This window comes from Streptomyces griseorubiginosus (assembly GCF_001514195.1).
Classification (GTDB): Bacteria; Actinomycetota; Actinomycetes; order Streptomycetales; family Streptomycetaceae; genus Streptomyces; species Streptomyces griseorubiginosus.
Window position 1 is genome coordinate 229,874 of record NZ_KQ948737.1, and the last position, 22,162, is coordinate 252,035.

Below are 22,162 nucleotides of genomic sequence, written 5' to 3' on the forward strand. Positions count from 1 at the left end.
ATCGGTGGCGGGTCCGCGGTCATGACCGCGAGAGGACACGTGTGACTGGCATGGCCGAGGAAATCATCGTCGCCGGCTGGATGGACTACGAGCCCGGCGACCGCGCCACGATGCTCAAGGCGCTCGCCGAGCTGGGCCGGCAGACCCGTGCGGCCGAGCCCGGCTGCCTGGACTACGCCATGACCGCCGATCCGGACGACGAGCGGCGGATCCGGGTGTACGAGCACTGGACCTCCCAGCAGGCCCTCGACGAGCACTTCGCCACCCCGCACATCAAGGACTTCCGGGCGGCCGTGGCGGGGCTGACCCGGGTCGGGGTGTCGTTGACGGCACACTCCGTCGCCGCCTCCCGCCCCCTGCGCTGACGCGCAGTGAGAAAGCGGCGCCCCCGCCAGGGGGCGCCGCTTCTGCCGTCGCTGCCTCAGTCGTCCAACCGCACCAGCATCTTGCCGACGTTGCCGCCGCTCAGCAGCGACAACAGCGCCCCCGCGGCGTTCTCCAGGCCCTCCACGACCGTCTCGCGTGCGGTGACGCGGCCTTCGGCGAGCCAGCCGGCGACCCGGTGCTCGAACTCGGGGCGCAGGTCGTCGTGGTCGCGGACGATGAAGCCGCACAGGGTCAGACGCTTGAGGACGGCCTGGATCAGATGGTTGATGTCCACGGTCCGCCGGCCCTCGGTCCGCCGGTCGCCGCCGAACTGCGACATCATCCCGCACAGGGCGACCCGGCCACCGGTGCGCAGTGCGTGCAGGGCGGCGGCGAGCTGCTCGCCGCCGACGTTGTCGAAGTAGACGTCGATGCCGTCGGGCGCGATCCGGGCCAGTGCGTCCCGGACCGGCTCGGCCCGGTGGTCGGCTGCGGCGTCGTAGCCGAACTCCTTGACCAGCAGGGCGCACTTGTCCGGGCCGCCGGCGGTCCCGACCACGCGGTCCGCGCCCAGCAGGCGCGCGAACTGTCCTGCGGCGGTGCCGACGGCCCCGGCCGCCGCCGAGACGAAGACGGTGTCCCCGGGACGCAGCGTCGCGATGCGGGTCAGGCCCACGTAGGCGGTGAACCCGGTCTGGCCGAGCAGACCCAGCCAGGTGGGCAGCGGGGCGAGCCGGGGGTCGATGCGGTCGGCGCCGTCGGTGTCCGCCGCGTCCAGCACGGCCCGCTCCCGCCAGCCGAGTTGATGGCGTACGTACGAGCCCGGCGGGACCGAGGCGCAGCGGCTCTCCTCCACCACACCCAGGGCGCGGCCGTCGAGGGGCGAGCCCGGGGTGAAGTTGTGCGTGTAGTGCTTCTCGGTGCTCTCCAGGCGCCCGCGCATCGACGGGTCGACGCTCATGTAGAGGTTGCGGACGAGAAGTTGGCCCTCTGCCAGGGACGGGAGCGGGCGCTCCTCGACGGCGAAGTCGCTGGTGCGCGGTTCCCCGTCGGGGCGGCGCACCAGCGTGACCACCCGGGTGCTGCGGGGCGTCACGGTGGTCACCGCTCCGGCTGCGGGGGCGTACGGCGCCGGGCGAGGCGTCCCACCCAGCCGGCCATCTGGAGGTCGGCGTGCCGCAGTTCGCCGGACTGCCAGCGGGCCTGGAAGTCGAAGAGGCCCCGTGCGCCGGTCGCGGGGTCGGTCACCTCGACCAGGCCGTCCTCGGTGAGCCGGTACACGTGCCCGGTCAGGGGGTGGATCACTTGCTTGGACATGGGGCCTCACTCCTGCACTCGGCGGCGCACGCCGCGCTTGGTCACGGTCACCGGGCCCTCGACCCGGAGCCGGCAGGCGAGCCGGGTCAGGCCGTCCACCGGCCTGCGCAGGGCTTCGATGCCCTCGCGTTCCAGCGGGCCCACGGGGGAGCAGTTCTCGGCGCCCTCGTCGACCTGGACGAAGCAGGTACGGCAGGTGCCCTGGCCGCCGCACACGGTGGGCCAGCGGTAGCCGAGGCGCTGGGCGGCGGTGAACAGGTCCTCTCCGTCGAGGACGTCGAGCTCGATGCCGGAGGGTCTGACCGCCACCCGGTGGGTCACTTCTCCATCCACTGGTCGAGCGTCCGGTTGAAGTGGCGGATGCGGCTCTCCTGGTAGTTGGCCAGGGTGATGCCCGGCTTGCGCATCGCCTTCAGGCCCTGCTGGACGTAGGGGAGGTTCTCGCAGTCCTGGTCGAAGACGGGCCCGAGCACGCCCAGTTCGGGGATGTCGGCGAAGAGCATGTCCTCGGGCACCCAGCGGATCCTCGCGGGAGCGGGCTTCTCGCCGGGCTGCTTCGGGGACGACATGAAGATGATCTCGGCGGTGCAGGAGTCGGGGTCCAGGCCGTGGGGCCGGAACCGGTAGATGATGTTGGACTTCGCGCCGCCCCAGGGGTTGAAGTTCGGGAACAGCAAGTAGTTGATGGCGTCCAGCAGTTCGGTGTCCGGGGTCTGGGAGAAGTCCTGCGCCGAGGTGGCCGCGAGCTGGGCGCGCATGCGCTCGGCGAGGACCTGGCGGGCGGTGCCGCCGGGCGGGATCGCGGGGAGTTCGTCGCCCTCCTGCATGACGAGGTCACGGCCCTGCGCGGCGGCGTAGAAGGCGCGCGAGTCGTAGAAGGTCTCCAGGACGTCCTCCTCCGTCACGGAGTCGGCCACGTGCGGGCTGGGCGCGCCCTGGATGTTGATCATCCGGTTCCAGTGCGGCTGGTCCGCCATGACGTCGTACTGCGAGTTGGCGTCGGCGAGCCACGGCAGCATCTGCGGGTGGGTGGCGATCACGTGGAAGGACTCGATGAACGCGTCCTGGGCGACCTTCCAGTTGCAGGGCAGCACCTTGGCGATGTGCAGGGACTTGTAGCGGTCCTCCAGCGGCCAGATGTAGTAGTCGTCGAAGGTGCCGCGGTAGCTGTCGAAGGATTCGGCGTACGGGTCCATGTTGATGAACACGAAGCCGCGCCAGGTGGCCACCTGGGCCTCGGGCAGGGCGAACTTCTCCGGGACGACGTGCGGGAAGTCCCAGGCGCAGGGCGGGCTCTGCATGGTGCCGTCGAGGTTCCAGGCGAAACCGTGGAACGAGCAGCGGAACTCGCTGACGTTGCCGCCTCCGGTGCGCAGTTTGCGTCCGCGGTGCAGGCAGACGTTGACGAAGGCGCGGATCTCCTCGGGGGCGGTGCGTACGACGATCAGGGAGTCGTCACCGATCTCGTAGATCTCGTGGTCGCCGACCTCGGGGATCTCGCTCTCCAGGCAGGCGAACTGCCACACGCGCCGCCAGACCTGCCGCATCTCGCGTTCGGCCCACTCGCGGGAGGTGAAACGGGCGGTGTCGATGTCCTCGCTGCCGAGGTGGTCGTTGTGCTCGTACCTCAGGGCGGCCGGTACGGGGCGGCTGTCCTGGCCGAGGTAGTCCTGGACGCTGGGGCCCGGGCAGCGGGCGGTGGCCGGCTCCGATGTTTCGTCCATCATCTCTCCTCCGGCAGAAACTTTAGATGGAGTGTAGTTACGAGTCGTGGCTGGGGGCAACAGTCCCGCCGACCTCTCCCAGGTGAGGCCCCTTATCCAGCTGGTAAGTCCCAACTTTTTGCGACGACCCTCTCCCCAAGGCCGCCCGGCCGTGTCACACTCCGACCCACTTGAGGCTGTAGTGCCTCAAAAGTTTCTCGATCCCGGGACGATCTCCGACCGGTCCCGGCCCGGTGCCGTGGCGTTCCCGCCCGGCGCGACACACCATCCATTCGCCTGACACGCCATCCATGTCGCCCGACCGGAACCCACCCCCACGGACACGGGACGCCCCGGGCCGCGACAACGCAGGCGACACACCACGGGAGTGCTCAACGATGAGTTCCAGACCCCGTCGCGCGGCCCGCCGCGCCCTGACCGCGATCGTCCCCGTCACCGCCCTGCTCGCCCTTGCGGGCTGCGGCAGCGGGACGACACCGGCCGCCGACTCCGCCAAGGCGGCTCCGGACTCCCCCGGCCTGACCGCCGCCCGCACGGCCATGGCGAAGTACTCCGCACACCCGGACCGGATCCCGGTCACCCAGCCGGTGGGCAGGAAGATCCCCGCGGGCAAGACCGTCGACTTCATCCTGTGCGGCGTGCAGTCCTGCCAGGACCTCGCCAACTTCTTCACCGCGGCCGCCAACCAACTCGGCTGGCACGTCCGCCAGATCGCCACCCAGGGCACACCGGAATCCGTCCAGAGCGCCTACGAACAGGCGCTGCGCGACAAGCCCGACGCCGTCGTCTCCTCCGGGTTCCCGCGCGCCGTGTACGCCAAGCAGCTCGCCCAGTTCAAGGCGGCGGGCATCCCCGTCCTCCAGTCGAACGCCGACGACGTCGTGGGCGACGGGGTCTCCCTGCTCAAGAACGGGCCCCAAGATGTCGCCGTCCAAGGCGAGATGCTCGCCTCCTGGGTGGTCGCCGACAGCAACGCCCGGGCCGACACCGTCTACTTCGACCTGCCCGCCTACACCATCCTCAAGCCGGTCAAGGACACCTTCGCCGCCAAGTACAAGCAGTGGTGCGCGGGATGCGGGCTGGACACCGTGGACGTCCCGATCACCGCGATCGGCAAGGACATGCCGGACCGGGTGGTGTCGTACCTGCGCTCCCACCCGAAGGTGACCCACGTCGTCTTCTCACTGGGCCTGCTCAACGTGGGCGTCCCGGCCGCGCTCAAGACGGCCGGCATCACCGGCAAGCATCTCGCCGTGAACGTCGGGGACGGACAGAACTACCAGTACATCCAGAGCGGGCTCAGCGACGCCGCGATGGCCCTGAACTCGCACGAGACCTCCTGGCTCCAGGTGGACGCGCTGGCACGCCACTTCACCGGTCAGTCCATGGACGTGGACCAGAAGGCGGTGCTGCCCAACATGCTCATCACCAAGGACAACCTGCCCAAGACCATCGGGGACTTCCCGATCGTCGAGGACTACCAGGCCCAGTTCAAGGCGCTGTGGGGCGTGAGTTGACCGGGCCGCTGCTGCGGGTGGCAGCCCTTTCCAAGCGATTCGGCGCCACCCGGGCCCTGACGGACGTCGACCTCGAGGTGGCGCCCGGCGAGATCCACGCCCTGATCGGACCGAACGGCTCCGGCAAGTCCACCCTCATCAAGATCCTCGCCGGGTACCACCACGCGGAGCCGGGCGCGGTGGCCGAACTCGACGGTGAGCCCTTCGACCTGAGCCAGGTGGCGGCCTCCCGCCACGACCGCCTGCGCTTCGTCCACCAGGAGCTGGGCCTGGTGGGCGAGTTGAGCGCCGTCGACAACCTCGCCCTCCGCCACGGCTTCGCCCGCACCGCCTTCGGCAACATCGACTGGCCGGAGATGGAACGGCGTACCCACGCCCTGGTCGAACGCTTCGGTCTCGGCATCGACGTGCGCCGCCCCCTCGCGGCGGCCACCCCCGTCCAGCGCACGGTGGTGGCCATCGCCGCCGCGCTCCAGGGCTGGGAGGGCCGCCGCGGCGTCCTGGTGCTCGACGAACCCACCGCCGTGCTGCCTCCGGGCGAGGTGGCCCGCCTCTTCGACATCGTGCGCGAGGTCCGCGCCGCGGGAGCGGGCGTGCTGTACGTCTCGCACCGCATGGACGAGATCTTCGCGCTCGCCGACCGGGTCACCGTGATCCGCGGCGGACGCCGGATCGCCACCCGCCCGGTCGCCGACCTCACCCCACGCTCGCTGGCCGCACTCATGGCGGGCGAGGAGATGGACACCGACCACCGGCCGCCGTCCTCCCCCGCCACCGGCGATCCCGTGCTGGAGGTGCGCGACCTGTGGGCCGGGCCGCTGCGCGGAGTCGGCTTCGACCTGGCCCGGGGCGAACGCCTCGGCGTCACGGGACTGGTCGGCTCCGGCCACGAGATCGTGCCGTACGCGGTCTGCGGAGCCCATACCGGTCGGGTGAACGGCAGACTGCGCCTCACGGAACGCTCCACCCGGTGGACCGAGGCCCGTGACGCCCGCGCCCTGGGCCTCCCCCTGGTCCCGGCGGACCGGGCGGCCGAAGGCGTGATCGGCGACTTCTCGGTCGGCGAGAACCTCACCCTGCCGCTCCTCGACCGGCTGCGCACCCGCTCCGGACGGCTGCGCAGACGCCGGGAGGCCACCCTCACCGAGGACTGGATCAACCGGGTCGACGTCCGCACCGCAGGCCGCACCGCCAGGATCACCACGCTCAGCGGCGGCAACCAGCAGAAGGTCGTCATGGCCCGCTGCCTCGCCCAGCGCCCACCCGTGCTGACCTTGTGCGAACCCACGGCAGGCGTCGACATCGCCACCCGCCTCCAGCTCTACGACCTGATCGAGCGGCAGGCCGACCAGGGCACGGGCGTCCTCGTCTCCTCCTCCGACACCCAGGACCTCCTCGCCCTGTGCACCCGCGTCCTGGTGGTGCGGGACGGCCGCATCGCACGGGAGCTCAGCGGGCCGGACATCACCGAGTCCACGCTCGTGCACGCCATGGAAGGAACCGAGTGAGATGACATCCGTCCCGACCCGGGTGAAGACCACCCTGTCGTTCCGCACCATCGGCGCGGTGTACGTGTGGCTGGCCATCGTCGTGCTCTTCTCCGTGTGGGCGCCGGACACCTTCCCGACGGCCGTCACGGTCAAGCAGGTGCTGAACGGGAACGCGGTAGCAGGACTGGTGGCGCTCAGCGTCGTACCGCCGCTGGCCGCCCGCGTCTTCGATCTGTCGGTCGCCTACACCATGTCCCTGACCAGCGTGCTGACCGCCCACTTCCTGGTCTCCACCGGCCTCGGCCCCTTCACCGCGATCGCCCTCGCCATGGCCGCGGCCCTGCTGGTCGGCGTGGTCAACGCCCTCGTGGTGGTGGTCCTGCGCGTCGACTCGTTCATCGCCACCCTCGCCACCGGCGCGCTGATCCAGTCCCTGATCACCATGGTCACCAACGACAGCTCGATCACCGGGGTGCAACTGCTCGCCAAGCCCTTCGCGAGCATCGCCCAGCTCGACGCCGGCGGCATCACCCTGCCGGTGCTGTACCTGCTGCTCGCCGCCCTCGCCATCTGGTTCGTCCTGGAACACACCGCGACCGGACGCCGCTTGTACGCGACCGGGTTCAACGCCGACGCCGCCCGCCTCCAGGGGGTGCGCACCGACCGGCTGCGCTTCGCGACCCTGGTGGCGTCCGCGCTGCTCTCCGGTTTCGCCGGAGTGGTGTTCGCGTCCTCGGTGGGATCCGGATCGCCGACCGCGGGCAGCCCCTATCTGCTGTCCGCCTACGCGGCGGCCTTCGTCGGGGCGACCCAGCTGCGCGCGGGCCGCTTCAACGCCTGGGGGACGGTGATCGCGGTGCTGCTGCTCGGCACCGGCATCACCGGGCTCGGGCTCGCCACCAGCGCGCAGTGGGCCGCGAGCCTGTTCACCGGCTCCGTCCTGATCGTGGCCCTCGTGCTCACGGGCGGGCGGATCGCCGTGCCCACCGTGCTGCGCCGCCGGGCCGGGAAGCTGCCCGGCCCCGCACAACCGGAAGGAAGTACCGATGATGAGAGCCGTGCAGTACCTGCGGGTGGGACACGCGCCTGAGCTCGTGGAGGTACCGGTGCCCGAACCCGGCCCGGGCCAGGTGCTGTTGAAGGTGACGGCGGCGGGCCTGTGCCACTCCGACATCGCGGTGATGGGCTGGCCCGAGGAGGCCTTCCCCTACGCCCTGCCGATGACACTCGGCCACGAGGGCGTGGGCACGGTGGCGGCCTTGGGCGCCGGTGTCACCGAGGTGACGGAGGGCGAGGCGGTGGCGGTGTACGGCCCCTGGGGCTGCGGACGCTGCCACCCGTGCGCCGAGGGCAGGGAGAACTGCTGTCCGCACGCGGCGGGCCTCGGCATCGTCCCGCCGGGTCTGGGCAGGCCCGGCGCGCTGGCGGAGTACCTGCTGGTGGACTCGCCCCGCCACCTGGTCCCCCTGCACGGCGTGGACCCGGTGCAGGCAGCGCCCCTCACCGACGCCGGACTGACCCCGTACCACGCGATCCGCAGGTCGCTGCCGAAGCTTCGGCCCGGGAGCACGGCGGTGGTGATCGGCGTGGGCGGCCTGGGCCATCTCGCCGTGCAGCTGCTGCGCGCGCTGACCCCCACGCGGGTGGTCGCCCTGGACACGAGCGAGGACAAGCTCCAGCTGGCGGGCAAGGTCGGCGCCCACGAGACACTGCTCTCCGACGGCGAGGCGAGCGCACGGATCCGCCAACTCACCGGCGGTATCGGGGCGGAGGTGGTCCTGGACTTCGTCGGCGCCGAGGCGACCCTGGCGATCGCGGCCGCCTCGGTGGCGGTCGCGGGCGATGTCACCGTCGTCGGCCTCGGCGGGGGCACGCTGCCGGTGGGCTTCGGCGGCGGGCTGCCGTTCGAGGTGTCGGCCGCCTTCCCCTACTGGGGCAGCCGCACCGAGCTCATGGAGGTCCTCGGCCTCGCGCGGCAGGGGCTCGTCTCCTCCCACGTCGAGACATTCACGCTGGAGCAGGCGCCCGAGGCGTACGCACGGCTGCACGCCGGGGACATCACCGGCCGTGCGGTGGTGCTGCCGCACGGCTGAGGCCGGTGCTGTAGGGGGCCGATGAGCCCGGTGCTGCAGGGGGTCGGTGAGCCCGGTGCCCTAGGAGGACGGTGAGCCCGGTGCCGTAGGGGGCCGGCGGGCGTCGGCCCCCTACGGCATGTCCGCCATCCGTCGCACACACCGCCGCAGCACGGTAAGGAACTCGAGGGTCTGCCAGGGCCCCATGTCCACCCGCCCGGTGTCGGCCACGCCGAGGTCCTGCATGTCGTAGCGGCCCCGGCAGTGGCCGAGGGTGAAGTAGCAGACCTCGCCGCGGCCGTGCGGCTTGAGGTACAGCACCGGTCGGGGGGCGTTGTCGAGTGCCGCCGTATCACCTTCGGCGAAGCCGCGGCACGGTCCCGTGTACTCGGCGTGCAGCAACACCTCCAGCTCGCCGTGCAGTTCGCACACGTACAGCTCGTCGGTCACGGTGAACGGCTCGATGCCGGCGACCAGGGGATGGTCGGGCCGGGTCACCTTCACCTGGTACGGCTCGATCGGCGGGTGGGCCAGGAACTGGCTGCCGAGCACCTGTGCCAGATCGCCGAGGAGCCGCGGGGTGGTGAACTCCCTTGGCCCGGCGCCCGTGGACGGCTCGATGACCGCGTTGGTGCCATGCAGGGCCAGCCAGCGCCCGCCCCGCTCGACGAACCGGGCCAGCGCGGCCCGCTGCGCGGGGCGGGGCCGGACGTCGCAGGTGTAGGTGACCAGCAGGTCCGCCCGGTCGAGGGCGTCCAGGCAGTCGTAGTCCTGGTACACCGTGGTACGCACCCGTGGCTGCTCGGCGAGGAGTTCGAGCAGCCTGAGCCGGGCGTGGTCGAAGTCGTGCCAACGGCCGCCGCAGACCAGCACGGCGTCCAGACGGCCGGCGGGGCCCGCCACGGCTCAGTACTGGACGCGGGTCAGCAGCCCGCCGTCCACCACGAGGTTGACGCCGACGCAGAAGGAGCCGGTGCGCCCCAGCAGGAACGCGACCGCGGCGGCCACGTCCTCGGCGGTGCCGTAGCGACCGATAGGGAGCTTGGCGAGGACCTCCTCGTAGACCTCCGGGCGGCTGGTGCGGATGGTCTCCCAGGCGCCGCCGGGGAAGTCGATCGGGCCGGGCGAAACGGTGTTGACGCGGATGCCCTGGGGGGCGAGGGAGTGTGCGAGGGCCGAGGCGTGCTGGACGACGGCCGCCTTGAGGGCGGAGTACGAGTTGGCGCCGGCCGGGCGCGCGGTGTCGGAGGCGTTGGTGGTGCCGATGGCGACGACGGCGGCCCGCTCCGAGGCCTCCAGGTGGGGAAGGGCCGCCTCGACGAGCCCGGCGAAGGGGATGAGGTCGCCGCGCAGGCTGTCCTCCCAGGACGTGGGGCCCTTCACGTTGCCCGCCGACACGTTGGACACCAGCAGGTCGAGGCCGCCGAGTTCACCGGCCGCGCGCTCCACGAAGGCCGCGAGGGCGGCCGGGTCGGTGACGTCGACCGGCTCGGCGAACACGGTGGCGCCTTCGGCGCGCAGTTCGGCGGCCGCCTTGGCGAGGCCTTCCTCGCCGCGGGCGCACAGGGCCAGGCCGCAGCCCTCGGCGGCCAGGGTGGCGGCAATCGCCCGGCCGATGCCGCGGCTGGCGCCGGTCACCAGTGCCTTCGCGCCTGTCAGTCCCAGATCCATCGTCGTCACTCCTTTGTGAGAAAGCCTTTGGGAGGTCTGTCAGTTGGCGTCTGCCAGTTGGCGTCTGTCAGTTGGTGTCTGTCAGTTGGCGTCTGTCAGTTGCCGGGAAGCTGTGAGAAAGGCGCCCGGTCCGTACGCGGTTCCGGCGGCAGCTTCAGCACGCGTTCGCCGATGAGGTTGCGCTGGATCTGGTCGGTGCCGCCGGCGAGGCGGTAGCCGGGGGCGCCGAGCAGGTGCTGGGTCCAGGCGAAGGTGCCCGGCTCCCCAATGTCGGCGGTGATCCGCGCGCCCATGAGCTCGGCGGCGACCTGGCCGGTGCGGGTGAGCAGTTCGGAGGCCATGAGTTTGGTCAGGGAAGCCTCGGGACCCGGCCGCCCGCCAGCGGCGCTCGTCCGGGCGACCCGCTCGACGGTGGCCTCGCGCAGAGCGGCACGCACGTACAGGTCGGCGAGGAGCTGGCGGGCCAGGGGGTCACCGGTGCGGCCGAGGGAGCGGGCGAGCGCGAGGACGTCCGAAAAAGTGCCGCCCTTGCGGCGGTTGCCGCTGCCGGACGCGGTCCGCTCGAAGGCGAGGGTGGTGGTGGCGACCTCCCAGCCCTGGCCCGGCCGCCCGATCCGCAGGGCGTCCGGGACGCGGACGCCACTGAGGAAGACCTCGTTGAAGGAGGCGCCGCCGCTCATCTGCCGGATGGGACGCACCTCCACGCCGGGGGCGTCCATCGGGACCAGGAAGGCGGTGATGCCGGCCTGTTTCACGACGTCCGGGTCGGTGCGGGCGAGCAGCAGACCGTAGTCGGCGAACTGGGCGCCCGAGGTCCACACCTTCTGGCCGTCGATCACCCACGCGTCGCCGTCCTGGCGGGCACGGGTGCGCAGGGCGGCGAGGTCGGATCCCGCGCCGGGTTCGCTGAAGAGCTGGCAGGCGAGCAGGTCGGTGCGCAGGAACGCCCGGGCGTACTCCTGGCGTTGCTCGTCCGTCCCGAACAGGGAGACGGCCATCGCGACCAGGCGCACGGTGACGCTGATCAGCTCGGTGGAGGGCGGCACCTCGAACGCGGACTCCTCCTGGGCGAAGACGGCCGCATGCGCGGCGGTCAGTCCGGCGCCGCCCTTGTCGGCGGGAAGTGTCAGCGCCTGGTAGCCGGCGTCGAAGCGGGCCCGCTGGTACGCGCGGCAGCGCTCCAGCAGCAGGCGTTCCTCGTCCTCCGGAAGGTTGTGGAACACGGCGAGGTCGGCGTCCGCTCCGGCGGACTCCGACTCGCGCGCCGGTTCCAGCACGGTGGCCAGCCACTGCCGGACCTGCCGGCGCCATGTGTCCGGATCGGGCTGGGACATGGCTCCTCCTCCACTACTTACCAGACGACGGATTGAGTAACGCTGAGCGGCTCGCATGCCGTTTTTGCAGCTGAAACATGCGGGAACGGCTTCGTCCGGGATCAGAGTGTTCCGTACTTTCTTGATAAACGCTACAGTCTCAGCATCCCTCTCTCCCGTCGGCATCGGGAGAGGACCCAGGAGCCGCCGGAGGAGCCATGTCGCTGCTGCCACTCGACCGCCGCGCCCAGGAGACACCCGACGAGCCCGCCCTGGCGGACGACCTGGGCGGGCTCACCTGGTCCGGCCTCGCCGACCAGGTGGCGCGGGCGGCGGTCCGGCTGCTGGAGTTCGCACCCGGACCGGACGACCGGATCGCCGTCCTCGGCGACAACGCCATCCCGACCCTGGTGACCCATCTGGCGGGCCTGCGTGCCGGAGTGGGGACCGTGGCCATCTCCCGCCACCTCACCTCACGAGAACTCATCGACCAGATCATCGACGCGGGCGCCACCGGGATCATCGCCGGACCGGTCGGCGCCGGTGCCGCCCTCGACGCGGCCCGGGAACTGGGGCTGCCCCTGGTGACGCACGGCACCCCGGCGGCCGGGCACGCCTTCGACTGGGACCTGTGGCTCGCCGCCGCGCCTGACGACCGCGCCCTCCCGGCCGAGCGACCCGCCCGGCCCCCGCTCGTCTACACCTCCGGAACCACCGGCCGGGCCCGCGGCACCGAGGTGCGCTGGGTCGGCACCCCGGTCGCCGACAGCGCCGCCTACCTCGCCGCGATGTCCGCCCGGCCCGGCTTCCCGTCGGGACCCCACCTGGTGTGCGGCCCCCTCCAGCACAACGCGCCCCTGACCTCGCTGCGACACCTCGCGGCCGGTGAGCCGGTGGTCGTCCTCGGCCGTTACGACGCGGAGACCTTCCTCAGCCGCGTGCAGAGGTGGCGGGTCACCTCGACGGTGATGGTTCCCACCCACTTCCAGCGGCTGCTCGCCCTCCCGGACGACGTCCGCTCCCGCTACGACGTCTCCAGCCTGCGGCAGGTCTCCCACACCGGCTCCGCGTGTCCACCAGAGGTCAAGCGCGCCATGATCGACTGGTTCGGTCCGGTGCTGACCGAGTCGTACGGCGCCAGCGAGGCAGGGACGGTGGCCCGCATCAGCAGTGCCGAGTGGCTGGCCCATCCCGGCTCGGTCGGACGGGTCCGGCCCCCGTTCGAGGTCCTGGTCACCGACGACGACGGCGGTCAACTACCGCCCGGCGAGACGGGGTTGCTGGCCTTCCGGGCACCGGACGACCAGGGCGTCCGCTACCACGCGGACCCGGACAAGACCAGGGCCGCCTACCTCTCCCCCGGCGTCTTCACCCTCGGCGACATCGGCTACGTCGACGCCGAGGGCTACATCTTCATCACCGACCGGGCCGCGGACGTCGTGGTCTCCGGCGGGGTCAACCTCTACCCCGCCGAGAGCGAGGCCGTCCTGCGGCAGCACCCGTCCGTCGCCGAACTCGCGGTGATCGGCGTGCCCGACCCCGACTTCGGCGAGGCATTGCGGGCGCTGGTCGTGCCGACGGGAGAGAAGCCGCCCCCGGCCGAGGAACTGGACCGGTTCTGCCGCGCGCGTCTGGCCCCCTACAAGTGCCCGAAGTCGTACGAGATCGTCCCCGAGCTGCTGCGCAACGCCATGGGCAAGCTCGACAAGCGCGCGATGCGCCGCCCCTATTGGAGCTCGGAACGGACCATCGCCGGCTGAGTCGCTCCCTTCAAGCACTAAAGGATCACCTGTGCGAGTAAGCAAGGACCCCTCATGACCGAACTCCTTCTCGTCCGGCACGGACTCCCCCTGGCCGGGGTGTTCGACCCGGGGCTGTCCCCCGAGGGCACGGCCCAGGCCGAACGCCTCGCCGTGTGGCTCGGCCACGAGGACCTCGACGCCCTGTACGTCAGCCCGTTCCGGCGGGCCCGCGAGACCGTGGCACCCCTGGAACGCCTCACCGGCATGACCGCGACCGTCCTCGACGACCTGCGTGAATGGGACACGGACGTCTCCCAGCCCTACACCCCGCCGGAGCAGATCGGCACCGGCGACCCCCGGGCGGCGGCACTGGCCGAGGGACGCTTCGAGGACTTCGTGCCCGACCTCGACCGGGAGGCCTTCCGCGGACGGGCGGTGCGCGCGATGGACACCATCCTCGACGCCCATCCCGGCCGACGGGTCGCGGCCGTGTGCCACGGCGGCATCACCAACACCTACCTCGCGACGGTGCTCGGCCTGCCGACGATGTTCTGGTTCCACCCCGGCTACACCTCGGTCTGCCGGGTGCGGCGCATGCCCGGCGGCCGGGTCGTCCTGCACTCGGTGAACGAGACCGCCCACATGATCGCCGAGCGCGCCGCGGACCCGGTCGCCTGAACCCGCCGCCGTCCGAAGCCGCTCCCACCCCAGGAGGTCCCGGCCATGCCCGGATCCGTCGTCGTCGCCGGCGCGAGAACGCCCATCGGCAAGCTGATGGGCGCCCTGAGCACCCTGTCCGCGGTCGATCTCGGCGCCCATGCCATCCGCGAGGCACTGGCCGCCGCCCACGTGGACCCGCGGGCCGTCCAGGCCGTCGTCATGGGCCACGTAGTACAGGCCGGGGCGGGCCCCAACTCGGCCCGGCAGGCCGCGGTCCGCGCCGGGATCCCCTTCTCCGTCCCGGCGAGCACCGTCAACAAGCTCTGTCCGTCCGGACTGCACGCCATCGCGCTGGCCGACCTCATGATCACCTCCGGCCGGCACGAGGTGGTCGTCGCGGGCGGCATGGAGTCCATGTCCGGCGCCCCGCACCTGCTGCGCGGATCACGCAGCGGCTGGAAGTACGGCCCGTCCGAGCTGGAGGACGCCCTGGACCGCGACGCCCTCGTGTGCGCCTTCGACGGGGTCTCCATGGGCGCGGCCACCGAGCGTTACCAGCGGCCCTTCACCCTGACCCGGCAGGAACAGGACGAGTACAGCGCGCTGTCCCACCAACGGGCCGCCCACGCCCAGCAGTCGGGCGCGCTCTCACAGGAGATCGCGCCCGTCACGGTGACCGGACGCCGGGGCGGGACGGTGGTGGACGCCGACGAAGGCGTACGGCCGGACAGCACGCCGGAGCTGCTGGGCCGCCTGCGGTCGGCATTCTCCAGCACGGGCACCATCACCGCCGGCAACTCCTCTCAACTCTCCGACGGCGCCGCAGCCCTCGTCGTGATGAGCACCGAGCGCGCCCGGCGGGAAGGCCTGACACCTCTCGCCGAGATCGGCGCCTACGGCACGGTCGCGGGCCCCGACCCCTCCCTGCTCGTCCAACCGGCAGGAGCGGTCCGCGACGCCCTCGACCGGGACGGCCGGCTCAAGGCAGCCGACCTGGACCTGTTCGAGATCAACGAGGCGTTCGCCGGAGTGGCCCTGGCCTCCGTACGGGAGCTGGACATCCCGGTGGACAAGGTGAACGTCAACGGCGGCGCGATCGCGCTCGGGCACCCGGTCGGCATGACGGGAGCCCGGCTGGTCCTGACCCTCGCCACGGAGCTACGGCGACGCGGAGGCGGCAGCGGAGCGGCGGCCCTGTGCGGAGGCGGCGGCCAGGGCGACGCACTGCTGCTGCATGTGCCGGCGCGGACCTGAGACCCGGAGCGAACAGACCTCTGACCCGGAGCGAACCCACATGAACGACCAACTCCCCCTGACGGTGGCCGCCCGCACCCTCGTGGCAGACGGCGTGGTCAGCCTCACCCTGCGCCGCCCCGACGGCGGCCCGCTTCCCACCTGGACACCGGGCGCCCACATCGACGTACTCCTGGACGGTGAAGCGGGCGACCTGGTCCGTCAGTACTCCCTGTGCGGACACCCGGCCGACCGCGACACCTGGCAGATCGCGGTACTGCGGGAGCCGCAGGGCCGCGGCGGCTCGGCGCACGTGCACGACCGGCTGCTCGTAGGCGCCGACGTGCGGGTCCGCGGCCCGCGCAACAACTTCCCGCTGCGGCCCGCCGCACGCCACCTGTTCATCGCCGGCGGCGTCGGAATCACCCCCATCCTCCCCATGGTCGAGGCGGCCGAGGCAGAGGGGGCCGACTGGAGCCTGCTCTACGGCGGCCGCACCCGGACCTCCATGGCCTTCCTGGACCGCCTCGCCCCGCACGGCGACCGCGTCCTGGTCCGCCCCCAGGACGAGTACGGCCTGCTGGACCTCGCCGCCCACCTCGGCGTGCCCAAGGAGGGAACCCTGGTGCACGCCTGCGGTCCCGAACCCCTGCTGCGGGCGGTGCAGGAACAGTGCGCGGGGTGGCCGCCGGGCACGCTGGGTGTGGAACGGTTCACGCCCGTACCGCCGACCGGAACCGGATCGACCACGGCTTTCGCACTGGAACTCGCCCGTTCCGGGCTCACGTTGACCGTGCCGCCGGACCGTTCGGTGCTCGAAACCGTGGAGGAGGCCGGCGTGGACGTCGACTTCTCCTGCCGGGAAGGCACCTGCGGCACCTGCGAGACCGAGGTGCTGGAGGGCGTGCCGGACCACCGCGACTCGCTGCTGACCGAGGACGAGCGGTCCGCCGGCGACACGATGCTCATCTGCGTCTCCCGCTCGTGCGGCCCCCGCCTGGTCCTGGACCTCTGACACCGATCATCCCTCGCTCACCAGAAAGGACGGGCCCCGGATGCACCCCGTCACCCGTCTCGGCGTCGTCGGCTGCGGCCTCATGGGCTCCGGCATCGCCGAGGTCGCCGCCCGCCACGGCATGGACGTACGAGTCGCCGAATCCACGCCCGAGGCCGCCGAGGCGGGCCGCCGTCGCGTCACCGCCTCCCTCGACCGGGGCGTACGGCACGGCAAGCTCAGCGCGGAACAGCGCGAACAGGCCCTCGCCCGGCTGTCGTTCACCGTGGACCTCGGCGACATGGCCGACCGCCAGTTCGTCGTCGAGGCCGTCGCCGAGAACCTCGCCATCAAGACCGGGGTCCTGCGCGTCCTGGACAAGGCGGTCGAGGACCCGGCCGCGGTCCTGGCCACGAACACCTCCTCGATCCCGGTCGTCGACCTGGCCGTCGTCACCGAGCGCCCCGAGCGGGTCATCGGCCTGCACTTCTTCAACCCTGTCCCCGTGCAGCGGCTGGTCGAGGTCATTCCCGCGCTCGTCACCAGCGCCGAGACGGTGGCGCGAACCCGTGCGGTCGCCGAGCAGTTGGGCAAACAGACCATCCTGGCCCCCGACCGCTCCGGCTTCGTCGTCAACGCCCTCCTGGTGCCGTATCTGCTCGGCGCGGTGCGGATGGTGGAGTCGGGTGCGGCGAGTCCGGACGACATCGACCGGGGGATGGAACTCGGATGCGCGCACCCCATGGGGCCGCTGCGCCTGCTCGACCTCATCGGCCTCGACACCGCCCAGGCCGTGGCGGAGTCGATGTACGAGGAGTACAAGGAACCGCTGTACGCCCCACCGGCGTTGCTGCGCCGCATGGTCGCGGCGGGCCACCTGGGGCGGAAGAGCGGGCGCGGGTTCCATACGTACGGGAGCTGAACGTGGATCCGCACATGACCTCCGGGTGCTGGTGCGGCATACGCACCAGCACCCGGAGACAGTGACCCTGAATGCTCCGTCAGTTCACGGAGAACTGGCTGAACTTCGCGGTGCCGGGCGCCGCACCGTGTGCGCTGAAGAACACCCCCGCATCCTCGGTGCTGTTGGCGCCGGTCAGCGTCGCCGTGCCCACCGTGGTCCAGGTGGTGCCGTTGGCGGAGTAGGAGCCGGTGACCGAATTGCCGTTCCTGACCAGGCGGAGCCGGACCGGGGCGACGGCGGTTGTGCCGGTATTGGTGATGTTGGAGTCGAGGTAACCGTCACTGTTGGAGTCCGACGACAAGGAGACGCCCTGGCCCGGCGTGGCCGCGAGGACGACGTATCCGGTGGAGGACCCGGTGCCGGTGATGTCGTTGCGCAGCATCAGGCCGGCCTTGCCCCAGGTGTTGGTGTTGTCCTGGCTGTCGACATGGACGGTGACGGTCGACGACGTTCCCGCCACCCCCGACTGATAGGCCGCGGAGTACTCGTCGTCGTGTTGCGTGCCCGTGGCCCAGACGTCGATGCCCGCGTTGGTCAGGGAGGTCACTCCCTGGCTCTGGCTCACCGCCGCCGGGATGGAGCCGTAGGCCTTGAAGGGCGACGTGACGATCCGCAGGTTGCTGAAGGTCGCGCTGCCGACGGTGGTGCTGTGGGCGGTGTGGATGACACCGGCGTCCTGGGTGGCGGCCATGGACGGCAGGGTCACCGCCGAGCCGATCTGGTTGAAGGTGGATCCGTCGGTGGAGTAGTAGCCGGACACTTGGGTCGCGGTGCGGGTGAGCCGTACCCAGACCGGTGCCTTGACCGAGGTTGCCGTGGAGGTCAGCTGGTCGAGGTATCCGTCGCCGTTGGAGTCCCACTGGAAACTCACGCCGTTGGACGGAGTCACCACCACGGTCGCGTAGCCGGGTGAGGAGCCGCTGCCGGTGAGGTTGTTGCGCAGCACCACACCGGCCTTGGCCCAGGCGTTGGTGTTGTCGAGGTTGTCGACCCGGGCGGTGACCGAGGTGCCGTTGACGGCGGCGCCTGACCGGTAGACGGTGCCGTAGGCGTCGTCGTGCTGGCCGCCGGCACCCCAGATGTCGGCTCCCGCGTCGGTGACGGTGAAGCTGCCACCGCTCTGGCCGGTCAGGCCGGGAGTGGAGGAGTAGCCGCTGTAAGGGGCCGTGACGGGGCCCGTTGTCAGGGGCCGGTACTGGGGCTGGATGCCCGCGTTGTTCATGACCGTGCGGGCGCCGGAGGGCCAGTTGCCGTCGGATACGACCACCGTACCGCTCACGACATTGCCGCGGTTACCGTCGGTTATGTCGGTCGAGGAGTTGCTCGTCCAGTTGTTCTGGACGGTCAGGGCACCGGTGTTGTTGGTGGAGTTGGCGTTCTCGTGGGCCCACTCGCCCACGTTGCGGAAGACGTTGTTGGTGTCCGTGAAGTGCCGGGAGCCCTCGTCGTGGTAGAAGCCGAAGTAGTTGTTGTTGGTGTGGCAGTAGTTGCGTTCGAAGGTGCTGCCGGGCGAATCCGACAGGGTGTACAGACAGCCGCCGTCGTTCATCTGCTGCATGATGTCGTGGATGTAGTTGTCGGTGATGTGGTTGTTCGCGGCGGTGGTGGGAGTCGAGTAGACGGGCTGGTAGTCGTACAGACCGCGGTTCGCGTAGTCCTGGCTGCCGCCCGGGTCGTTGACGCCCCAGCCGTAGCCGATGGTCAGCCCTGAGTAGGGCAGGTTGTACACCTCGTTGTGCGAGACGGTCGCGCCGTTGACGTAGGTCAGCAGGATGGCCGACATGTCCCGGTAGTCGATCGCCACGTCGTGGATGAGGTTGTTGCTCAGGGTGATGTTCTTGTTGGTCATCCGGCTGTCACTGGGATGATGCGCGTCGGCCTGGAGCCCGCCCACGGCGATGCCGCCGCCGGCGTCCTGGGTGAAGACGTTGCCGTTGGCGGTGATGGTGTCGGCGCCGAGGCCGACCCCGGTGGCGTGGGCGTTGGCGTCCTGGCCGATGCCCAGCGCCACCTGCCCGAGCTGGGTGAACCGGTTGCCGGTGAAGGTGATGTGGTCGGCGGCCGAGACCTGGACGGCGGCCGGCATCTGGTCCCAGTGGGGGCGGGTCGCCTCGAAGAGCGGGCAGCCGCTCTGGCAGGAGGTCAGCGCGTCGGAGGGGCGGTTCCAGGTGCCGGTGAGGTACGCGCCGGTCTGCTGGCTGGCGTAGCCGCGAGTGCTGGGGTCCAGCCAGCTGGTGCCGGAGAACTGGAGCCCTGAGAACGTGATGTGGGTGGCGGGAGAGGCATAGCTTCCCCCGACGTCGATGAGCGAGTCCAGCTTCGGCACCTCGACGTCCGCGGTGCTCATGCTCTGCCCCGGCAGCGGCTTGTAGTAGAGGGTGCCGGTGCCGGTGTCGAGGTACCACTCGCCGGCCGCGTCGAGGAACTCGTAGGCGTTCTCGATGTAGAGCGATGCCGCCCGGAAGGGTTTGGTCAGGGTGTCGTAGCCGAAGGTGTTGTCGTCCCAGGCGGGCTGATCCATGGTGATGGTGCCGTTGCTGATGCCGGACACCGGGGAGTAGCGGTCGGTGAAGGAGCCGATGCCGTGGATCTCGGTCCGGCCGGGGTTCGCAAGGGTGTTGAGGTAGTTCAGCGCGCTGTTGGTGAACGTGTAGCCGCTGGTGGTCGCGGTCAGGTCGGCGCGGTTGATCGAGGATCGGGCCCTGGTCGCCAGGACGCCGTCGACGTACAGCTGCCGGGTGTCGAACCCGGTCCCGACATTGGCCTTCCAGATGTTCTTCGCCGAGTCCTGCACGGTCCAGCCCGTGGCCCGCTGCGCGCCGGTGATGACCGGGCGGGCGCCCGGCGCGGCCTTCCAGATCACCGAGTTGCCGCCGGTGCCGGAATCGGCGGAGGTGAAGGTGAGGGGGGCCGTCAGCCGGTACGTACCGTCGGCGACCTCAACCACGATGTCGCCCGTCATGGAGCTGCTCATCGCCCGGACGTTGGTCTTGGCCTGGGTCAGGGAGCACGGCTGGCTCGTCGAGCAGGCGGTGCCGGTGCCGTCGGGCGACACATGGAGTGTCGCGGCGGTGGCGGCTGACGCGGGCACGGCCTGCGCGACGACGGCGCCGGCAGAGGCGGTGAGGAGAGCGAGAGCCGCCAGACATGGTCTGAGCCGGTCACGCAGTGCGGGACGAGGGCGGGTTGGGCGCATCTGGGACCTTCCGATGGTGCAAGAGGGCACGCGCAGGCGTCCTCCCCCTCAGCGGGATGCGGCCCTGCGGTGATTGCGGAGGTGATACGGCGACGTAACATTAGTCGTCATACGTATGCTGTCAATATGTGCCGCAGAAACTGATCTGCACCCCAAAAGGAACCGCCCCCGGGCCTACGACCCGGGGGCGGATACCGGCGCGCGCAAAGGTGCAGCGGGCGCTCAGCTGGCGATGTCGGGGTGCGGGATTCGGCGGCGGCTCCAGGCCGCTTCGATATGGGCCGTCATGGCCTGCGCCGCACCCTGCGCATCGCGGGCCAGGAGTCGCTCGACGATCCGGCGGTGCTCGGCGTTCGCCTGCTCGCACGAGTGGCCGTCGGGAGTGCCGTTGTACAGGAACGTGCTGCGGGCCTGGGTGTGGACGGTCCGGATGATGGAACGACCGAGCCTGTTCCGGGACGCCTGCATGATCCGGTCATGGAAGAACACATCGGTCTCGACGAACCGGGCGGGAGCGGCGATCTCCTCGTCGAGACGGTCGAGCAGCCGCTCCACCTCCCGGAGATCGTCGTCGGTGGCGAGTTCGGCGGCTTGGGCCGCCATCTGCGCCTCGAGGGCGGAACGCACGCCGACGAGCTGGTCCAGCACGACGAGTTCACCGTCGTGCTGGACGGTGGCCGCCAGGACGACGGGATCCAGGAGGTTCCACTCCTCGGGCTGGGTGACGGTGGTGCCGGAACCCTGCCGGGCCCGAACCAGCCCCTTGGCCTCCAACGACTTGACCGCCTCGCGGACGGTGATCCGGCTGACGCCGAACGTCTCGCACAGTTCGGGCTCGACGGGCAAGGTGGCGCCGGGCGGAACGGCACCCGAGACGATGCTGTCGGTGAGGGACTCCACCACCGCGTGGGCGAGCCGCGCAGGTCGCTTGGGCCACGGTTTCAGGGCTGCCGGATCCTGGACACCGCTTCGACCGCTCTTCGCCATAAGGGCCCCCTCACCGCTGTGGACGATCGCCGAGTCTACTGCTCGCGACACCTAGACAGCATTCGTATTACGACTACGGGGCTTCCCGCCTGACCAGGGTCCCACCGACCCCGGCTGCGGCACAGACCGGTCGGGGCTCGCATGCCAGAATGGAGAGTCCGTTCTCCGCCCGGCTTCTTCGAGGTTCCCTTCGTGTCCCAGCCCGTCGGTCGTGTGCCCCAGCGACGCAACGCCCGGTCCAACCGGGCGCGCATCCTCGCCACCGCCCGCCAGGAGCTCGGGCGGAATCCCGACGTCACCCTGGAGGAACTCGCCCGCGCCGCCGGTGTCGTACGGCGCACGCTGTTCGGGCACTTCCCCGGCCGGGCGGCGCTGCTGGACGCGCTGGCCGAGGAGGCCGCAGAGGCGATCCATGCCGCCGTTTCCGCAGGAGAAGGCGGGACGGAACCGGCCGACCGGGCCCTCGCCCACTTCACGTTGGCGCTGTGGCCCGTCGGCGACCGTTACCGGATGCTCCTGGCGCTGGCCCGACGGGACCTCGGCATGGACCGGGTCGCCGGGATCCTGGAGCCCGCCCGGGTCAGGGTCGCGGCCGTCCTGGAACAGGGACAGCGGGACGGGATCTTCCACACGCAACTGCCGGCCCCGGTCCTGAGCGCCGGTCTGGAGGCGATGACGGTCGCCCTGCTGGAAGAGGTCAACACCGGAGCGCTGGAGGACGACGGCACCCGGGTGGCCGTCACGACGCTGGTCGCGGCCGGGGTGCCGGAGAAGCGGGCGCAGATCGTGGTCGACGAGGTGGCAGCAGCCGCCGAGGGGTGAGCTCCCCGTCGGACGTGACCCCGGTGCTGAGCGCCGGGGTCTTTCCATGTCCGCCCCCACTTCTTTACTTACCCTTCGACGTGCAATTATCTTG

Annotated in this window: 20 protein-coding genes; 11 read left to right on the forward strand and 9 right to left on the reverse strand. The window is 71.1% G+C overall.

From position 1 onward, the window contains the following. The first annotated feature begins 50 nt into the window (after positions 1 to 50). Positions 51 to 365, forward strand: a complete 315-nt coding sequence (locus AQJ54_RS19565; RefSeq protein WP_062239014.1) for a putative quinol monooxygenase — start codon at positions 51 to 53, stop codon at positions 363 to 365. A 56-nt stretch (positions 366 to 421) separates the two neighbouring features. Here the strand turns inward: AQJ54_RS19565 and AQJ54_RS19570 are convergent, their stop codons facing one another. The 4 genes from AQJ54_RS19570 to AQJ54_RS19585 are packed head-to-tail and all read right to left on the reverse strand — an operon-like array spanning position 422 to position 3,407. Next, entirely contained in the window at positions 422 to 1,471 is a 1,050-nt protein-coding gene (locus AQJ54_RS19570; protein WP_062239016.1) for an NADP-dependent oxidoreductase, read from the reverse strand. Beyond that, on the reverse strand, positions 1,468 to 1,683 hold the full coding sequence (locus AQJ54_RS19575) for a hypothetical protein (protein ID WP_062019548.1): 216 nt from the start codon (positions 1,681 to 1,683) through the stop codon (positions 1,468 to 1,470). The genes AQJ54_RS19570 and AQJ54_RS19575 overlap by 4 nt, the downstream gene beginning before the upstream one ends. 6 nt (positions 1,684 to 1,689) lie before the next feature. Beyond that, a complete protein-coding gene (locus tag AQJ54_RS19580; RefSeq protein WP_243659399.1) occupies positions 1,690 to 2,016 on the reverse strand; it encodes a 2Fe-2S iron-sulfur cluster-binding protein in 327 nt (108 codons plus the stop codon). Continuing rightward, on the reverse strand, positions 2,001 to 3,407 hold the full coding sequence (locus AQJ54_RS19585) for an aromatic ring-hydroxylating oxygenase subunit alpha (RefSeq protein WP_063806440.1): 1,407 nt from the start codon (positions 3,405 to 3,407) through the stop codon (positions 2,001 to 2,003). The genes AQJ54_RS19580 and AQJ54_RS19585 overlap by 16 nt, the downstream gene beginning before the upstream one ends. Before the next feature lie 377 nt (positions 3,408 to 3,784). On the opposite strand from AQJ54_RS19585, the gene AQJ54_RS19590 reads away from it, so the two are divergent. Genes AQJ54_RS19590 through AQJ54_RS19605 form a run of 4 tightly spaced genes read left to right on the forward strand, consistent with a single transcriptional unit; the run spans position 3,785 to position 8,507 of the window. After that, a complete protein-coding gene (locus AQJ54_RS19590) occupies positions 3,785 to 4,924 on the forward strand; it encodes a substrate-binding domain-containing protein (protein ID WP_062239036.1) in 1,140 nt (379 codons plus the stop codon). Between the two features lie 17 nt (positions 4,925 to 4,941). After that, the gene (locus AQJ54_RS45680) at positions 4,942 to 6,432 is read left to right on the forward strand and encodes a sugar ABC transporter ATP-binding protein (protein WP_211278561.1); all 1,491 of its coding nucleotides are present in this window, start codon (positions 4,942 to 4,944) and stop codon (positions 6,430 to 6,432) included. Between the two features lies 1 nt (position 6,433). Next, complete coding sequence (locus AQJ54_RS19600; protein WP_062019558.1) at positions 6,434 to 7,504, forward strand: ABC transporter permease; 1,071 nt, start codon at positions 6,434 to 6,436, stop codon at positions 7,502 to 7,504. After that, complete coding sequence (locus tag AQJ54_RS19605) at positions 7,464 to 8,507, forward strand: NAD(P)-dependent alcohol dehydrogenase (protein ID WP_062019560.1); 1,044 nt, start codon at positions 7,464 to 7,466, stop codon at positions 8,505 to 8,507. The genes AQJ54_RS19600 and AQJ54_RS19605 overlap by 41 nt, the downstream gene beginning before the upstream one ends. A gap of 111 nt (positions 8,508 to 8,618) precedes the next feature. Here AQJ54_RS19605 and AQJ54_RS19610 read toward each other — a convergent pair whose 3' ends face one another. The 3 genes from AQJ54_RS19610 to AQJ54_RS19620 all read right to left on the reverse strand — a co-directional run bounded on the left by AQJ54_RS19610 (position 8,619) and on the right by AQJ54_RS19620 (position 11,491). Next, positions 8,619 to 9,389 (reverse strand): ThuA domain-containing protein, encoded by a 771-nt coding sequence (locus tag AQJ54_RS19610; RefSeq protein ID WP_062239040.1) that lies wholly within the window; start codon positions 9,387 to 9,389, stop codon positions 8,619 to 8,621. Positions 9,390 to 9,392: 3 nt separating this feature from the next. Beyond that, entirely contained in the window at positions 9,393 to 10,157 is a 765-nt protein-coding gene (locus AQJ54_RS19615) for an SDR family NAD(P)-dependent oxidoreductase (protein WP_062019565.1), read from the reverse strand. Positions 10,158 to 10,252: 95 nt separating this feature from the next. Then, the gene (locus tag AQJ54_RS19620; RefSeq protein WP_062239044.1) at positions 10,253 to 11,491 is read right to left on the reverse strand and encodes an acyl-CoA dehydrogenase family protein; all 1,239 of its coding nucleotides are present in this window, start codon (positions 11,489 to 11,491) and stop codon (positions 10,253 to 10,255) included. A 197-nt stretch (positions 11,492 to 11,688) separates the two neighbouring features. Between AQJ54_RS19620 and AQJ54_RS19625 the strand changes: the two genes are divergently transcribed. From AQJ54_RS19625 to AQJ54_RS19645, 5 genes are read left to right on the forward strand one after another with little or no spacing between them, the layout of a single operon-like run. Then, the gene (locus tag AQJ54_RS19625) at positions 11,689 to 13,230 is read left to right on the forward strand and encodes an AMP-binding protein (protein ID WP_062239048.1); all 1,542 of its coding nucleotides are present in this window, start codon (positions 11,689 to 11,691) and stop codon (positions 13,228 to 13,230) included. A 54-nt stretch (positions 13,231 to 13,284) separates the two neighbouring features. Further along, entirely contained in the window at positions 13,285 to 13,890 is a 606-nt protein-coding gene (locus tag AQJ54_RS19630) for a histidine phosphatase family protein (RefSeq protein ID WP_062019570.1), read from the forward strand. A gap of 45 nt (positions 13,891 to 13,935) precedes the next feature. Then, complete coding sequence (locus AQJ54_RS19635) at positions 13,936 to 15,126, forward strand: acetyl-CoA C-acyltransferase (RefSeq protein ID WP_062239050.1); 1,191 nt, start codon at positions 13,936 to 13,938, stop codon at positions 15,124 to 15,126. Positions 15,127 to 15,166: 40 nt separating this feature from the next. Beyond that, positions 15,167 to 16,120, forward strand: coding sequence for a PDR/VanB family oxidoreductase (locus AQJ54_RS19640; RefSeq protein ID WP_062239053.1), 954 nt, complete (start codon positions 15,167 to 15,169; stop codon positions 16,118 to 16,120). Between the two features lie 40 nt (positions 16,121 to 16,160). After that, positions 16,161 to 17,021 (forward strand): 3-hydroxybutyryl-CoA dehydrogenase, encoded by an 861-nt coding sequence (locus tag AQJ54_RS19645; protein WP_062239056.1) that lies wholly within the window; start codon positions 16,161 to 16,163, stop codon positions 17,019 to 17,021. Positions 17,022 to 17,100: 79 nt separating this feature from the next. On the opposite strand, the gene AQJ54_RS19650 is transcribed toward AQJ54_RS19645, so the two are convergent. Beyond that, positions 17,101 to 20,259 carry a DUF1349 domain-containing protein gene (locus AQJ54_RS19650; protein ID WP_079069936.1) on the reverse strand — a complete coding sequence of 1,053 codons (3,159 nt, stop codon included), beginning with the start codon at positions 20,257 to 20,259 and terminating at the stop codon, positions 17,101 to 17,103. A 222-nt stretch (positions 20,260 to 20,481) separates the two neighbouring features. Continuing rightward, a complete protein-coding gene (locus tag AQJ54_RS19655) occupies positions 20,482 to 21,297 on the reverse strand; it encodes a FadR/GntR family transcriptional regulator (protein WP_211278562.1) in 816 nt (271 codons plus the stop codon). A 141-nt stretch (positions 21,298 to 21,438) separates the two neighbouring features. Between AQJ54_RS19655 and AQJ54_RS19660 the strand changes: the two genes are divergently transcribed. Continuing rightward, positions 21,439 to 22,068, forward strand: a complete 630-nt coding sequence (locus AQJ54_RS19660) for a TetR family transcriptional regulator (RefSeq protein ID WP_062239063.1) — start codon at positions 21,439 to 21,441, stop codon at positions 22,066 to 22,068. The last annotated feature ends 94 nt before the right edge of the window (positions 22,069 to 22,162 follow it).

Bases quoted from the DNA above. Each gene is read 5' to 3' on its own strand.
- AQJ54_RS19565 (WP_062239014.1), top strand. From the start codon at position 51: ATGGCCGAGGAAATCATCGTCGCCGGCTGGATGGACTACGAGCCCGGC.
- AQJ54_RS19575 (WP_062019548.1), bottom strand. From the start codon at position 1,683: ATGTCCAAGCAAGTGATCCACCCCCTGACCGGGCACGTGTACCGGCTC.
- AQJ54_RS19585 (WP_063806440.1), bottom strand. From the start codon at position 3,407: ATGGACGAAACATCGGAGCCGGCCACCGCCCGCTGCCCGGGCCCCAGC.
- AQJ54_RS19590 (WP_062239036.1), top strand. From the start codon at position 3,785: ATGAGTTCCAGACCCCGTCGCGCGGCCCGCCGCGCCCTGACCGCGATC.
- AQJ54_RS19600 (WP_062019558.1), top strand. From the start codon at position 6,434: ATGACATCCGTCCCGACCCGGGTGAAGACCACCCTGTCGTTCCGCACC.
- AQJ54_RS19605 (WP_062019560.1), top strand. From the start codon at position 7,464: ATGAGAGCCGTGCAGTACCTGCGGGTGGGACACGCGCCTGAGCTCGTG.
- AQJ54_RS19615 (WP_062019565.1), bottom strand. From the start codon at position 10,157: ATGGATCTGGGACTGACAGGCGCGAAGGCACTGGTGACCGGCGCCAGC.
- AQJ54_RS19620 (WP_062239044.1), bottom strand. From the start codon at position 11,491: ATGTCCCAGCCCGATCCGGACACATGGCGCCGGCAGGTCCGGCAGTGG.
- AQJ54_RS19625 (WP_062239048.1), top strand. From the start codon at position 11,689: ATGTCGCTGCTGCCACTCGACCGCCGCGCCCAGGAGACACCCGACGAG.
- AQJ54_RS19630 (WP_062019570.1), top strand. From the start codon at position 13,285: ATGACCGAACTCCTTCTCGTCCGGCACGGACTCCCCCTGGCCGGGGTG.
- AQJ54_RS19635 (WP_062239050.1), top strand. From the start codon at position 13,936: ATGCCCGGATCCGTCGTCGTCGCCGGCGCGAGAACGCCCATCGGCAAG.
- AQJ54_RS19640 (WP_062239053.1), top strand. From the start codon at position 15,167: ATGAACGACCAACTCCCCCTGACGGTGGCCGCCCGCACCCTCGTGGCA.
- AQJ54_RS19645 (WP_062239056.1), top strand. From the start codon at position 16,161: ATGCACCCCGTCACCCGTCTCGGCGTCGTCGGCTGCGGCCTCATGGGC.
- AQJ54_RS19650 (WP_079069936.1), bottom strand. From the start codon at position 20,259: ATGCGCCCAACCCGCCCTCGTCCCGCACTGCGTGACCGGCTCAGACCA.